Raw genomic sequence first — 14,785 nt, forward strand, 5'->3', positions numbered from 1 at the left:
AAAATTTTTTTGCCTTTAAAAGGAGGATGACGAAATGGTGCAGCCGTACAGACACGAACCGCTCACCGACTTTACCGTAGAAGCAAACCGTGAAGCGTTTTTAGCGGCGCTCAAAAAAGTGGAATCGGAGCTTGGGCGCGATTATCCGCTTGTGATCGGCGGCGAGCGGGTGATGACGGAAGACAAAATCATTTCGATCAATCCGGCGAACAAAACGGAAGTGGTCGGCCGGGTGGCGAAAGCGAACAAAGAGCTGGCGGAGCGGGCGATGAAAACCGCTGATGAGGCGTTCCGTACATGGAGCCGGATGAGCCCGGAAGCGCGGGCCGATATTTTGTTCCGGGCGGCGGCGATCGTGCGCCGGCGCAAGCACGAGTTTTCCGCTTGGCTGGTGAAAGAAGCAGGCAAACCGTGGCGCGAAGCGGACGCCGATACCGCGGAAGCGATTGACTTTATGGAATATTACGGCCGGCAAATGTTGAAGTTGAAAGACGGCATTCCGGTCGAAAGCCGTCCGGGGGAAACGAACCGGTTTTTCTATATCCCGCTTGGCGTCGGGGTTGTCATTTCGCCGTGGAACTTCCCGTTTGCCATTATGGCGGGAACAACGGTCGCTTCGCTTGTCACGGGCAATACGGTGCTGTTGAAACCGGCGAGCGCAACGCCGGTCGTGGCGTATAAATTTGTGGAAGTGTTGGAAGAAGCGGGGCTTCCGGCTGGTGTATTGAACTATATCCCGGGCAGCGGCGCGGAAGTCGGCGACTATTTGGTTGACCATCCGCGCACAAGATTTATCAGCTTCACCGGATCGCGGGATGTCGGCATCCGCATTTATGAGCGGGCAGCGAAAGTGCACCCAGGGCAAATTTGGCTGAAACGCGTCATCGCGGAAATGGGCGGCAAAGACGCCATCGTCGTCGATAAAGAAGCCGATCTCGAACTGGCGGCGCAATCGATTGTCGCGTCGGCGTTTGGATTCTCGGGGCAAAAATGCTCGGCGTGCTCGCGCGCGATCGTTGTTCAAGATGTCTATGACCAAGTGTTGAACCGCGTCGTCGAGCTGACGAAGCAGCTCAACGTCGGCGATCCGGCGGAGCAAGCGACGTTTATGGGCCCGGTCATCGACCAAGGGGCGTACAACAAAATTATGGAGTATATCGAAATCGGCAAACAAGAAGGCCGTCTCATGACGGGCGGAGAAGGAGACGATTCGAAAGGGTTCTTCATCCAGCCGACCGTGTTTGCTGATGTCGACCCGAACGCGCGCATCATGCAGGAGGAAATTTTCGGACCGGTCGTGGCGTTTGCGAAAGCGCGCGACTTTGACCATGCGCTTGAGATTGCGAACAACACCGAATACGGTCTGACAGGAGCCGTCATTTCGCGCAACCGGGCAAATCTTGAAAAAGCGCGGCACGAGTTCCATGTTGGCAACTTGTACTTCAACCGCGGCTGCACAGGGGCCATTGTCGGCTATCAGCCGTTTGGCGGCTTTAACATGTCAGGCACCGACTCGAAAGCTGGCGGCCCGGACTATTTGATTCTCCATATGCAAGCGAAAACCGTATCGGAAATGTTTTAATGGCGGGGCGGCCGCAGCCGCCCTTTTCCTGTAATGGAACGTTGGTCCGTCAATCGTCGGATGAAGGCAAACGTTGTCCGTGAAGGTGGAGAGTGAGGAAAAAAGGGGGATTTTGATGACGACAAAATCGCAACAGCTCATCGAACAAACGGAACGATATGGAGCACGAAATTATCATCCATTGCCGATTGTCATTTCGGAAGCGGAAGGGGTATGGGTGAAAGACCCAGAGGGCAACCGCTATATGGACATGTTAAGCGCTTATTCCGCTGTCAACCAAGGCCATCGCCATCCGAAGATTATTGAAGCGTTGAAAAAGCAAGCCGATCGGGTGACGCTCACATCGCGCGCGTTCCATAACGACCAGCTCGGCCCGTGGTACGAAAAAGTGTGCCGGTTGACGAAAAAAGAGATGGTGCTGCCGATGAACACCGGCGCCGAGGCGGTGGAAACGGCGCTCAAGGCGGCGCGCCGCTGGGCGTATGATGTCAAAGGCGTTCCGGACAACGAAGCGGAAATCATCGTTTGTGAAGGCAATTTCCACGGCCGGACGCTCGCTGCGGTGTCCTTGTCGTCCGAACCGGCCTATAAACGGGGTTTTGGGCCGCTGCTATCCGGAGTGAAAATCATCCCGTACGGCGACATCGAAGCATTGAAAGCGGCGATTACACCGAATACGGCGGCGTTTCTTGTCGAACCGATCCAAGGAGAAGCCGGCATCCGCATCCCACCGCAAGGTTTTTTAAAAGCGGCCTATGACGTGTGCAAAGAAAACAACGTGTTGTTCATCGCCGATGAAATCCAAACCGGTCTCGGGCGGACAGGAAAATTGTTTGCCTGCGACTGGGAAGACGTTGTGCCTGACATGTATATTTTAGGGAAAGCCCTCGGCGGCGGGGTGTTCCCGATTTCTTGCGTCGTCGCCAACCGCGACATTTTGTCGGTGTTTGAACCCGGCTCGCACGGATCGACGTTTGGCGGCAATCCGCTTGCATGTGCGGTGTCGATCGCGGCGCTCGAAGTGATTGAAGAAGAGCGTCTAGCGGAGCGTTCGCTTGAGCTTGGCGAATACTTCCTTTCGAAACTAAAACAAATCCGAAACGCCGATATTAAAGAAATCCGCGGCCGCGGCTTATTTATCGGCGTCGAGCTGCATGTGCCGGCGCGTCCGTACTGTGAGGCGCTGAAAGAGCAAGGATTGCTTTGCAAGGAAACGCATGAGACGGTCATTCGTTTCGCACCGCCGCTCATCATTACGAAAGAGGAATTGGATTGGGCGTTTGAACGGATTGCGAATGTCTTGTCCCGTCCATAAATCGAGTCAAAGAGGCGAATGAGACGATGGAAGAAAATATGTTTCTCTCCACCCAGCGTGTGATCAAAGCGGCGCTGGCCAAACTCGGCTACGGTGAGGAGATGTATGAGCTGCTCAAAGAACCATTGCGCGTCCTTACCGTACGCATTCCCGTCCGTATGGATGACGGAACGGTGAAAGTGTTTACCGGCTACCGCGCCCAGCATAGCGATGCCGTAGGGCCGACCAAGGGAGGCATTCGTTTTCATCCGGATGTCACCGAGGAAGAAGTGAAGGCGCTGTCGATGTGGATGACGATCAAAGCCGGAATTGTCGGTTTGCCGTATGGCGGCGGCAAAGGTGGCATCGTCTGCGACCCGCGGAACATGTCGATGGGTGAGCTGGAGCGGCTCAGCCGCGGCTATGTGCGGGCGATCAGCCAGATCGTGGGGCCATCCAAAGATATCCCGGCGCCGGACGTGTTTACCAACTCGCAAATTATGGCGTGGATGATGGATGAATATAGCCGCATCCGCGAATTTGATTCGCCTGGCTTTATCACCGGCAAGCCGCTTGTGCTCGGCGGCTCCCAAGGTCGGGAAAAAGCGACGGCGCTCGGTGTCACGATTTGCATCGAAGAAGCAGCGAAAAAAGCGGGAATTGAGTTGCAGGGGGCGCGGGTCATTATTCAAGGATTCGGCAATGCAGGCAGCTTTTTGGCCAAGTTTTTGCATGAAGCTGGAGCTCGCGTCATTGGCATTTCCGATGCGTATGGCGCGTTGTATGACCCGAACGGACTGGATATTCCGTATTTGTTGGATCGCCGCGACAGTTTTGGCACGGTGACAACGCTGTTTGAGAATGTCATCACCAATCAAGAGCTGCTGGAAAAAGAGTGTGATATTTTAGTTCCGGCCGCGGTAGCGAATCAAATTACGCGTGACAATGCCGCGAATATTCGCGCTAAAATTGTGGTTGAGGCGGCCAACGGCCCGACGACGCTGGAAGCGACCAAAATCTTGACGGAGCGGGGCGTGCTATTGGTGCCTGATGTGCTGGCGAGCGCTGGCGGGGTGACGGTTTCCTATTTTGAATGGGTGCAAAACAACCAAGGCTATTATTGGACGGAAGAGGAAGTCGTCGAGAAGTTGAAAGAGAAATTGACGAGCGCGTTTCATCGCGTCTATGAATTGGCGGAATCGCGCCGTGTGGATATGCGCATGGCGGCGTACATGATCGGGCTGCGCCAAACAGCAGAAGCAGCTCGCTACCGTGGTTGGGTATAATCATGGAAAGGTTGTTGCTAGGGGGGTGCGCCGTCTATCCTCATCTGCTTGGGGGTGGGCGGCCTTTCATTTGCGGGACGCCGATGAAGCCGGTGATATCGAAGGGAGAGCGAAAGCAAGCTGCTTTTCTTTTTTGCAAAGGATCTTTTTTTGTACTACCATATCATATACATACATTAATGAGGAAAGAGACATGCATACATACAATGAGCCGGGCGGAAGGGAGAGAATGGCGCCATGCAGGCGTGGATCACGAATGTAATGGAACAATTCGGCTATATCGGCATTTTTCTGATCATCGCGCTGGAAAACATTTTTCCACCGATTCCGTCGGAAGTCATTTTGCCGTTTGGCGGGTTTATGACGACGTACACGTCTTTGACGGTGCCCGGCGTCATTGCGGCGGCGACCGCCGGTTCGGTTGCCGGGGCATTGGTGCTGTACGGAATCGGCCGGCTGTTGTCGGTTGAACGGCTCGAGCGGATCGTCGACCGTTGGGGGAGATGGCTGCGGGTGAAGCCGGAAGACATCGCCAAGGCGAACCGGACGTTTCACCGTTATGGGGTATGGGCCGTCTTTCTTGGCCGCATGATTCCGTTGGTGCGCAGCTTGATTTCCATCCCGGCGGGCATGGCGAAGATGAATATCGGACTGTTTGTCTGGCTGTCCGTGCTCGGCACATTGATTTGGAATACGGCGCTCGTTTCGATCGGCGCAGCGCTTGGCCAGTCGTGGGGGAAAGTGTCTGAGGTGATTGGGATGTATGCCCAGGTGGTGTATGTCATCATCGGCCTGATCATAACCGTTGCCGCTATCCGCTTATGGAAAAGACGCCGGATGTCCTGATGCCGGCGCCTTTTTTGCGGCCTTGATTGTGAAAATGGCCGCTGCCGCCGCTGGCCGGAAGCGGATCGGTCAGCGTTTTAGCAACAAGTAAATGAAATATGGGGCGCCGATCAAGGAGACGATGACGCCGGCCGGAAGCGGCTCGGCGAGAACGTTGCGCCCGATCGTGTCAGCCGCAAGCAGCAACCATCCGCCAATGAGCATGGAGGCCGGAATGACACGCTCATGCCGCGGGCCAACGATCAACTTGGCGATATGCGGCGCCATTAAGCCGATAAAGGAGATGCCCCCGGTTACGGAGACGGCGGTGGAAGCGACGGCGACGGCCGCTGCCATAAGCACGAGCCGCTCGCGGCGGACGTGGGCGCCGACCCCGATCGAAACAGGGTCGCCTAAGTGCAAAATATTGAGATGCTTCGCCCGATACAACGCCACCAGTGTGCCTGCAGCCAGCCACGGCAGCATAGCCGAAATAAACGGCCAGTCATCGCCCCAAATGTTGCCGGAAAGCCAGCGGGCGATAAAATCGACTTTCGTCCGGTCAGCCGCGGAAATGAGGACGATCATCAGCCCGGAGAGCGCCATCGAAAACCCTACGCCGGTTAAGATAAACGGCACCGGCTGCAGTCCGGTTGTTTTATTGTAGGAGACGGCATAGATGGCAGCCACCGTCAGCAGCGCCCCGGCGAAGGCAACGAGCGGCAAGGTGTAAAGAAATGTTCCGGCCTCAATCGGGAAAAACAAAAAGAACAAGGCGACGCCCGCGCCGGCGCCGGCGTTGATCCCAAGCAAGCCCGGGTCGGCGAGGTCGTTGCGTGTAATGCCTTGCAAAATGGCACCCGACAAGGCAAGCGCCATCCCGGCAAGCAACGTGATTACGATGCGCGGCAAGCGAAGAGAAAACAAGATGAACTTTTCTTGCATCGAGCCGTCCCCCAACAGCGTCGGAATGATGCGGTCATACGAGAGCGGTGCTTCGCCTGTGCCCAACGCCGCCGCTGTGGTGGCGAGAATGAGCAAAGCGAGCCATCCTAACACCGATGTCATGCGTTTTCTCATTCCAATCCCCTCCCTTTTCTCCGCACGACGAATAGGAAAAAGGGCAGGCCGATGACCGCGATGATGGCGGCTACCGGTGTTTCAAACGGCGCGTAAATCGTGCGCGCCGCCGTGTCGGCCATTACCATGGCGGCAGCGCCGATGGCCGCGGACAGAGGGATGATAAAGCGATAATCGGCGCCGGCGATCGCCCTTACGAGGTGGGGAATCATAAGGCCGATAAAGGTGATGTTGCCGGCAATGGCCACCGAGGCTCCCGTCAACAAAAACACGACGAAAAACAACCAAGCCTTGACGACAGATGTTTTCTGCCCAACCCCGACAGCCACATCTTCGCTTAGACTCAAAATGGTCAATTGGCGTGAAAACGCAACGGCGATGCCTAAACCAACGAGAACGAGCGGGATCATCACTGCCAGCTGCTTCCAGGAGGCACCAGCGACTCCGCCTGACGTCCACATCGAGACGTCTTTGGAAATGTGGAAATAAAGCCCGATTCCTTCGGCGATGGCGAACAAAAGCGCCGAGACCGCCGAGCCGGCTAAGACGATGCGCAATGGTGAAAAACCGCCTTTGCGGGCGGCGCCGATGCCAAAGACCACCCCTGCACCAGCAGCAGAGCCGGCCAAGCAAGCGAAGGTGATGGCGATATAGCCGGCTGAAGGGAAAAAGGCAAGGGTGGCGGCCAACGCCGCGTTCGCTCCAGCGGTGAGGCCGAGAAGCCCCGGATCGGCGAGCGGATTGCGCGTCATCCCCTGCATAATCGCCCCGGCGACGGCGAGGCCAGCGCCGACAAAGGCGGCCGCCGTTTCGCGCGGCAGGCGGAGCTCGCGAATGAGGTCAAGCTGTTTGCCTTGTTGGTCGGAAAACAACGCCTGCCATACGTCGCTCCATGTCGTATCGGCGACGCCGACTCGCATCGAGCCAAACCAAACGGCGGCAAGCAGGGAAAGCGACAGAAAAAACGTATAGCGAAACGGCCAACGCCGGCGGTCTGCGTCCATTGGTGACTCCCCCTTTGACACAAAGAAGGACGGGACATTCACTGCCCATGAACGCCCCGTCTCGTCGTTATTGGCCTAAAAAATGCTTTTTAAAGAAATCGAGCTGGTAGTCTAACGTAATCGGGTCGTTGAAATAAAACGCCTTGGCATCGGCGACAAACATATGGCCGTTTTTGACAGCAGGGATGTTTTTGAACGTGTTCGTTTCCATAAACGATGTGTCGCCGTCGCCGTTTTTGCTTAAGATGAGATAATCGCCGACAAACTGCGGGAGCGCCTCAAGGGAAACGGCATAGTAGCCCGGTTTGAGCGCCTGTTCTTCTACAGCTTTTGGCATTTTCAGCTTCATTTCTTGATACAAAATCTCAGTGCCGCGCGCCCAGTTGTTGCCGAACACATACAGCTGCTTATCAAAGTTTTCGGCTACAGTGACGGTCGCGTTTTCGCCAATTTTGGCCCGGATTTCTTCCCCGGCTTGTTGCGCCCGTTGTTTGAAATCGTCGATCCACGCTTTCGCTTCTTTTTCTTTATTCAACAGTTTCCCGATTTCCAAAAACTGTGTCAAATAATCGACTTTGCCGTATGTAAAGGTGACGGTCGGCGCGATTTTGCTTAATTTGTCGACGTTTTTCGTATTGGATAATCCGATGATTAAGTCCGGTTTTAACGCCATAATTTTTTCAATGTCTTCATCGGTCACGACTTCGGCATCTTTCAGTTTTTCTTGAAAAAGCGGGCTCATTTTCGACCACGAATCCACGCCGACAATGGGGACGTCCAAGGCCAGCACATGCCCAGCAAACGTCGATAAGACGACGACGCGCTTCGGATCAGCCGGCACTTCCACCGGTCCGTTTTCCGATTGGTATGTAATCGTTTCCGGCTTTTTTTCTTTTGGTGAAGCGCTGTTGTTCTTTTGATCGTCCGCCGCGTTGCCGCAGGCGCTTAGCACAAGCGCCAAAAGAAGCAGCAAGGAAAGCCATGTTTTCCTCATGACGAATCAAGCCTCCCTAAGCAGTTGATAAGTGAAGCAAATCGGTTTGTTCGTCCGCGGATCGCGGCCGATGTCGGCGTCGATGCCAAACACATCGCGGAGCACGCCGCGGCAGACGACCTCTTCGCTCGGCCCGGCCTTGACGATCGCCCCTGCTTTCATGGCGATCATATAATCGGCGAACCGCGCCGCTTGGTTGATATCGTGGAGTACCATGACGATCGTCCGCTTCTCTTCTTTGTTCAGGCGTTCAAGGAGCTCCAGCACCTCGAGCTGGTGGGCGATGTCCAAATACGTCGTCGGCTCGTCTAAAAAGATGATGTCGGTCTCCTGGGCGAGCGCCATGGCGATCCAGACGCGCTGCCGCTGCCCGCCGGAGAGCGCATCGACCGGCCGGTGTTTCAAATCGGCCGTTTTGGTGACGTCAAGCGCCCAGTCAATCGCTTCATAATCCCGCTTCGTCAGCCGCCCGAATCCTTTCTGATACGGAAAGCGGCCGTAGGAGACGAGTTCGCCGACGGTCAGGCCGCTTGTCGCTTCCGGCATTTGCGGCAAAATGGCCATTTTTTTCGCCAATTCTTTTGTCGGCTGCTGGGAAATCGCTTGGCCATCTAAAATAACCGCGCCGGACTGCGGGGAAATGATGCGCGTCAACGTCTTGAGCAGCGTCGATTTTCCGCATCCGTTCGGCCCGATAATGGCGGTGATTTGCCGGTCTGGAATGCGGACGGACAAACGTTCGAAAATCGTCCGGTCATCGTAGCGGACGGTCAATTCTTTAGCATATAGGCGGGCCATGCGACCACCTCCTTTTGGATAAAGAAAATGATAATCAATATCGATCACAATCTTATTATAGCGAATCCAATGAAAAACACAATGATTTTTTGAAAATGGGAATCAATTTTAGTTGCAAAGAAGTGATCAATGAGTGTTGCGAAATAACAACATTTTTTAGCTGAATAACGGCAGAACTGCAACAAATTCGTTCTGTTTGTTGCAAACTTGCAACAATATGTTGTTGTTTGGCAACAGGCGATCAAGTAGGATGAATTTTAGAAGGTTGGTAATTTAAGAGGAAATGCTGCTCTCCAACAGTGTTTCTCAAATTGAAAAACCTTGCAACACCATAACTTCCTTCCTTACGATTTCTCACAAACCGAGCGAATTCGTTGTTTTTCACCAGCCTTCTAGGGGCTTGTTTTTTCTGAATAGCGGGAACTTTTTGGCACAAAAATTGCTTGAGTAGAAAATAAGGCGGAACGGTGGGAGAGGAAATGGCAATGATGGTCGGAGACATCATGGTGAAGACAAAGGCAGTAATTTTTGAAAGCGATTCCCTTGATGAAGCGGCTCGGACATTCGTTGAATACGGACTTGATGGGATGGTCGTATGCCGTTGCAGTGAGGAAATCGTCGGCGTGGTGGCGGTCAAAGACGTGTTGTTCGGTCTTGCCCAAGGGAAAACAACTGTGCGTGAGGTGATGCGCCCGTCGCTGCCGCCGCTTTCCATTCACGACCGTGTGGAGGGGATCGAGTTTGGCGGCGGTCCGCTCCGGCCCGTTGTCGATGAGAGCGGACGCCTTGTCGGTGTGTTGACGAAAGAGCAGCATTTGACGGCATATGCGAAGGCGGCACAACTCCGCTTAAAACATTTGGATGCCATTTTCAACGCCGCCCATAACGGCATTTTATCGATCGACGCAAAAGGGCGGATTACATCGATCAATCCACCGGCTGAGAAAATGGCGCGGACGACGAAAGAAGAAGCCATCGGCAAGTTTTTGACCGATGTCGTGATCCCGTCTGGCTTGCTCGAGGTCGTGCGCACCGGCAAAGGGCATACGGAAAAATACCGCGTCGGCAAGCGTGTCTATATTACAAACCGCTCGCCAATTATCGATGAGGGGAAGGTCGTTGGGGCGGTCGGGGTGTTTCAAGACATTTCTGAGATTGAATTTATCTCCAACGAACTTGAGACCGTCAAGCGCATCGTCAATGAGCTGCAAACGGTGATGGAGGCATCCAGCGACGGCATCGCTATCACGGACCGCAGTGGAATGATCACGCGGCGAAACAAAAAATGGGATGCGCTGTTTCTAGGAACGGAGCAAGAGCGGGTGACCGCCCCGCTTGAACGGGTCGTTCGACAGGCGCTTGATGGACGTCAGCCCTGTTCGATGCTTCATCAGGGGACGGAAACGGGAAACATTTGGATCGTTTCCGCGGTGCCGATCATCGAGGAAGATGGGCGGGCGGAGCGGGTTGTTCTCTACGTCAAAGATATGACCGAGATGGAACAGCTGCGCTCGGAACTGGAGGAGACGAAACGGCTCCTTCATATGTTGGGCCGTCAGGAAGAAGATCATCTCATTTACCGAGCTCCAGCGATGGCGCATGTTGTCAATATCGCCCGCCAAGCGGCGGCTGTCGATGTGACGGTGTTGTTGACCGGAGAGTCGGGCACCGGGAAAGAGGAATTGGCGAACTACATTTGGAAACAAAGCGCCCGCCGCGCCCGACCGTTTGTGAAAGTGAATTGCGGGGCGATCCCCGAGACGTTGATGGAGTCAGAACTGTTCGGCTACGAGCCGGGGGCGTTCACCGGAGCGGCGAAGAAAGGGAAAAAAGGCTATTTCGAGCAGGCGGATGGCGGGACGATTTTTCTCGATGAAATCAGTGAAATTCCGCTTCACTTGCAAGTGAAGCTCCTTCGCGTGTTGCAGTCGATGGAAATCATGAGGTTGGGGGCGGAGGCGCCGAAGCGGATCGATGTGCGTGTCATCGCCGCGACGAACAAGCCGCTTGAGGAGCTTGTCGCCGCTGGGCGGTTCCGCGCCGATTTGTTTTACCGGCTGAACGTCATGCCGATTGCCATTCCGCCGCTGCGCGACCGGAAAGAAGACATCCCGCTCTTAGTCGACCATTATCGAAAGCGGTTTGCGGAAAAGTATCAAAAGCCGCTCATCTTTACTGACGGGGCGCTCGCGGCGATGATGGACTACCATTGGCCGGGGAACGTCCGCGAGCTCGTCAACGCCATCGAGCGCATGTTTGTGACCTCGGTTTCGCCAGTCGTTGACGAAGACCACGTGGCGAAATGGCTTCATCTTGAGCCGCTGCCGGCTGCCAATCCGGCGTCAATCGGCGAGGTTGTCCCGCTCAAACAAGCGGTGGCGGACGTCGAGCGCCAGTTGATCATCGAGGCGCTCCGTCGCGCGCGCACGTATCGGCGGGCGGCGAAGCTGCTGGGCGTCGATGCGTCGACACTCGTGCGCAAGGCGCAAAAATATGGAATTCAATCATGGGGAGGGGAAGAAGATGGATTTCACGCTGCCAGCCGAGATTGAATTTTTAAAAGAAAACGTCCGCAAATTTGTGAGAGAAGTTGTCGAACCGGTCGCGATGGATATTGAGGAAAATGACCAGATTCCGCAAGATATCATTGAAAAGTCGAAAGAAATGGGGCTGTTTGGATTAAGCATCCCGGAGGAGTACGGCGGCCTCGGTTTGTCAATGGTTGGAAAATGTGCCATTTACGAAGAGCTCGGGAAAACGCACAATGGCTATACAACATTAATTGGCGCCCATACCGGGATCGGAACCGTCGGCATTGTCGAGCTCGGCACGGAAGAACAAAAGCGGCGCTACTTGCCGAAAATGGCGACAGGCGAATGGATCGGCGCTTTCGCCTTAACCGAGCCGAGTGCTGGCTCGAACGCCGCCGCGATTAAAACGACCGCCGTCCGCAAAGGCGACCGCTACATCATTAACGGCTCGAAACATTACATTACGAACGCTGTCGACGCCCATGTGTTTACCGTCATGGCAGTCACCGATCCGTCGAAAGGTCCGAAAGGCATCACGTCCTTTATCGTGGAAAAAGATTTTCCCGGCTTTATCGTAGGAAACGTGGAGCGGAAAATGGGGCTGCGCGGATCACATTCCGCCGAGCTGTTTTTTGACAACTTGGAAGTGCCGGTCGAAAACGTGCTCGGAAAAGAGGGAGAAGGCTATGTCAACGCCTTGAAAATTTTAGCGAACGGCCGTGCTGGTCTTGCCGCCCGCAACCTCGGCTCGTGCATCCGCCTCTTAGAATACTGCATGGAATACGCCGAACAGCGCGAACAGTTCGGCAAGCCGATCATCGAGCAGCAAGCGATCCAGCATATGCTGGCGGAAATGAGCATGTTGATCGAAGTGCTGCGCTCAACCGTTTACCGCGTCGCCTGGATGGTCGACCAAAAGATGCGCGTCGTCAAAGAAGCGGCCATCGCCAAACTGTTCGGCTCGGAAGTGTACAACAAAATCGCTGACATGGCCGTGCAAATCCACGGCGGCCTCGGCTACATGAAAGATTACCCGATCGAACGTTACTTCCGCGATGCCCGCATTACGAAAATTTACGAAGGCACCTCGGAAATCCAGCGCAACATCATTGCGAGCGAACTGCGGAAAGAATACGGAAAAGTGCGGGTCTGACCGAAACGCCGTCTGCTGACAGCAGGCGGTGTTTTTCATCGTTATTGTCGGAAAATGTCATTCGCTTTTCGTTGACGAAAGGAAAAGAAGATTGCTAGAATGAGAGAAAATGAGTGATTATTCACAACACTTCGGTCATTCGTACAACTTGCCTCTTTGCCATCAACCTGCCGATTGTCGCAACAGCCTATTTGTAAGCCTTTACATCAATCGATTGTCCCTGCGTTCATCCATCTAGAAGTACAACACCAGCCGACATTTCAAGAAAAATGGAAAAGGAGTGGTGAGCGTGCGGCGGGTCGAGCCGTTGGTTACAACAGGCAGCCGCGGGCTGCAGGAGGATTCGTTTCCGTTTCGGCTTTATCAAAAGGCCAAGCGGTTGGAAGCGGCGGCCCACGATTCGATGTTCGGCCCCGATCACCATGCCGACATCATGAATTTCACCGCTCGCCAACTGGCAACGAGGATGGAAGTGTTGAAAAAAGCGCAGGAGAAACCGTTTGACGAGCTGTTTGGGCTTGAAGAAAGCGAAATTGTCGGGTGATAGGGAGAGATTAAGCCGAAGAACGGTCTTCTGTGCGTTGGACAGGCAGTCGCCAACCCGCACTGGTGCCTGGCTGTTCAGCGGCAGGGGAAATCGATGGGTGATGCCATATGGGCAACAAAAAAAGAGAAAGGAGATGCCATCATGACGATTGACGTGCAAATGCATCATTTTCCGCTCTTCATTGACGGCCAATGGCAGCCGGCAAGCAGCGGGGAAACGTTTCACGTATACAATCCGGCGACCGGAGAGGCGGTGGCGACCGTCGCGAAGGCGACAGCGGATGATGTTGACCGGGCGGTGAAGGCGGCGCGCAAGGCGTTTGACGAGACCGATTGGAAGGCGATGAAACCGAAAGAACGGGCGCGCGTGCTGAATGTGATCGCCCAAGCCATTGCCGCCAACGCTCAAGAGCTCGCCTATTTGGAGGCAATCTCAAGCGGAGGGACGATCCGGCGCATCAGCTCGATCGATATTTTGCAGACGGTCGATTTATTCCAAACGATGGCAAACATCGTCCAAGAGTACCCGTTTTCGGAAACACTGCCGATTCCGCCGTTTCCCGGACCGGCGCACAACTTTGTCTGGCGCGAGCCGATCGGGGTTTGCGCGGCGATCACACCATGGAACTTGCCGCTCATGATCGCGTCGTGGAAAATCGCCCCGGCGCTGGCAGCGGGCAATACGATCGTCGTGAAACCGGCGAGCTACACACCGCTGTCGACACTGAAGCTGGCAGAAATCATTTCGTCCTTTGTGCCGCCGGGGGTCATCAACGTGGTGGCTGGTCCGGGCGCCGACGTCGGTGAGGCGCTTGTCCGCCATCCGCAAGTGGACAAGGTGGCGTTCACCGGTTCGACGGAAGTCGGCCGCCGCATTATGGCGTTGGCGGCGGAAACGGTGAAAAACGTTACGCTTGAACTTGGCGGCAAGTCGCCGAACATTTTGCTCGAAGATGCTGATTTGGACATTGCCGTTCCCGGCAGTTTGTTTGGCGTCTTTTTGCATTCTGGTCAGTTGTGCGAATCGGGAACAAGGCTGTTTGTGCCTGACCGGCTCCATGATGAAGTGGTCGAGCGGCTTGCCGCGCTGACGAAGACGCTGCAAATCGGCCATCCGCTTGATCCGGCGACCGACGTCGGGCCGGTTATCTCCAAGCGGCAAAAAGAGACAGTGCTCTCCTATATTGAAGCCGGCAAGCAAGAAGGTGCGACCATTGTATGCGGCGGTCATGAAGTCGAAGTGCCCGGCTGTGAAGGCGGCCATTTTGTCGCGCCGACGATTTTTTCGAATGTCACGAATGACATGAAAATCGCCCAAGAAGAGATTTTCGGTCCAGTGTTGTCGATCATCCGCTATCATGACGTGGAAGAAGCGGTGGCGATGGCCAACGACACGATCTACGGGCTTGCGGCCGGCGTCTGGACGCGCGACGTCAACAAGGCGTACGCCATCGCCGGGCGCCTGCAGGCTGGCGTCGTCTGGATCAATGACTGGCATATGCTTCGCAATGACGCGCCGTTTGGCGGCTACAAACAAAGCGGCATCGGGCGCGAGATGGGCAAATATTCACTTGATGCTTACACGCAGCTGAAGCATGTGCACACATCAATGGTGCCGGAGCTTGAAAAGCGGAAATGGTATCAAGTGCTGTTTTCCCGCCTGCACACCATGATGAAAAAGTAAAGGGGGAT

12 protein-coding genes are annotated in these 14,785 nt (G+C 54.9%); 8 read left to right on the forward strand and 4 right to left on the reverse strand.

Annotated elements, in window-relative coordinates; translation table 11 throughout:
* The first annotated feature begins 34 nt into the window (after positions 1-34).
* The 4 genes from pruA (at position 35) to GYMC52_RS01045 (ending at position 5,008) form a co-directional block, all read left to right on the forward strand.
* Positions 35-1,582: an L-glutamate gamma-semialdehyde dehydrogenase gene (pruA, locus tag GYMC52_RS01030; RefSeq protein ID WP_013144006.1), complete on the forward strand. Its 1,548-nt coding sequence runs from the start codon at positions 35-37 to the stop codon at positions 1,580-1,582.
* Positions 1,583-1,697: 115 nt separating this feature from the next.
* Positions 1,698-2,897: an ornithine--oxo-acid transaminase gene (locus GYMC52_RS01035; RefSeq protein ID WP_013522763.1), complete on the forward strand. Its 1,200-nt coding sequence runs from the start codon at positions 1,698-1,700 to the stop codon at positions 2,895-2,897.
* Positions 2,898-2,923: 26 nt separating this feature from the next.
* Positions 2,924-4,162: a Glu/Leu/Phe/Val family dehydrogenase gene (locus GYMC52_RS01040; protein ID WP_013144008.1), complete on the forward strand. Its 1,239-nt coding sequence runs from the start codon at positions 2,924-2,926 to the stop codon at positions 4,160-4,162.
* Positions 4,163-4,399: 237 nt separating this feature from the next.
* The gene (locus GYMC52_RS01045; protein ID WP_013522764.1) at positions 4,400-5,008 is read left to right on the forward strand and encodes a DedA family protein; all 609 of its coding nucleotides are present in this window, start codon (positions 4,400-4,402) and stop codon (positions 5,006-5,008) included.
* Between the two features lie 69 nt (positions 5,009-5,077).
* On the opposite strand, the gene GYMC52_RS01050 is transcribed toward GYMC52_RS01045, so the two are convergent.
* The 4 genes from GYMC52_RS01050 to GYMC52_RS01065 form a co-directional block, all read right to left on the reverse strand.
* Entirely contained in the window at positions 5,078-6,067 is a 990-nt protein-coding gene (locus GYMC52_RS01050; protein WP_013522765.1) for a FecCD family ABC transporter permease, read from the reverse strand.
* Positions 6,064-7,071 (reverse strand): FecCD family ABC transporter permease, encoded by a 1,008-nt coding sequence (locus tag GYMC52_RS01055; RefSeq protein WP_013522766.1) that lies wholly within the window; start codon positions 7,069-7,071, stop codon positions 6,064-6,066. Before GYMC52_RS01055 ends, GYMC52_RS01050 begins: the two co-directional genes overlap by 4 nt.
* Before the next feature lie 67 nt (positions 7,072-7,138).
* Positions 7,139-8,065, reverse strand: coding sequence for an iron-hydroxamate ABC transporter substrate-binding protein (locus GYMC52_RS01060; RefSeq protein ID WP_013522767.1), 927 nt, complete (start codon positions 8,063-8,065; stop codon positions 7,139-7,141).
* A gap of 6 nt (positions 8,066-8,071) precedes the next feature.
* Positions 8,072-8,863: an ABC transporter ATP-binding protein gene (locus GYMC52_RS01065; RefSeq protein ID WP_013522768.1), complete on the reverse strand. Its 792-nt coding sequence runs from the start codon at positions 8,861-8,863 to the stop codon at positions 8,072-8,074.
* A gap of 479 nt (positions 8,864-9,342) precedes the next feature.
* Here GYMC52_RS01065 and GYMC52_RS01070 point away from each other — a divergent pair, with 479 nt between their 5' ends.
* The 4 genes from GYMC52_RS01070 to GYMC52_RS01085 all read left to right on the forward strand — a co-directional run bounded on the left by GYMC52_RS01070 (position 9,343) and on the right by GYMC52_RS01085 (position 14,777).
* A complete protein-coding gene (locus tag GYMC52_RS01070) occupies positions 9,343-11,415 on the forward strand; it encodes a sigma-54-dependent Fis family transcriptional regulator (protein WP_013522769.1) in 2,073 nt (690 codons plus the stop codon).
* Entirely contained in the window at positions 11,387-12,547 is a 1,161-nt protein-coding gene (locus tag GYMC52_RS01075) for an acyl-CoA dehydrogenase family protein (protein WP_013522770.1), read from the forward strand. The genes GYMC52_RS01070 and GYMC52_RS01075 overlap by 29 nt, the downstream gene beginning before the upstream one ends.
* Before the next feature lie 289 nt (positions 12,548-12,836).
* A complete protein-coding gene (locus tag GYMC52_RS01080; RefSeq protein WP_013522771.1) occupies positions 12,837-13,091 on the forward strand; it encodes a hypothetical protein in 255 nt (84 codons plus the stop codon).
* A gap of 144 nt (positions 13,092-13,235) precedes the next feature.
* Positions 13,236-14,777: an aldehyde dehydrogenase family protein gene (locus tag GYMC52_RS01085; protein WP_013522772.1), complete on the forward strand. Its 1,542-nt coding sequence runs from the start codon at positions 13,236-13,238 to the stop codon at positions 14,775-14,777.
* Positions 14,778-14,785 lie beyond the last annotated feature (8 nt).

This window comes from Geobacillus sp. Y412MC52 (genome assembly GCF_000174795.2).
Lineage (GTDB): Bacteria > Bacillota > Bacilli > Bacillales > Anoxybacillaceae > Geobacillus > Geobacillus thermoleovorans.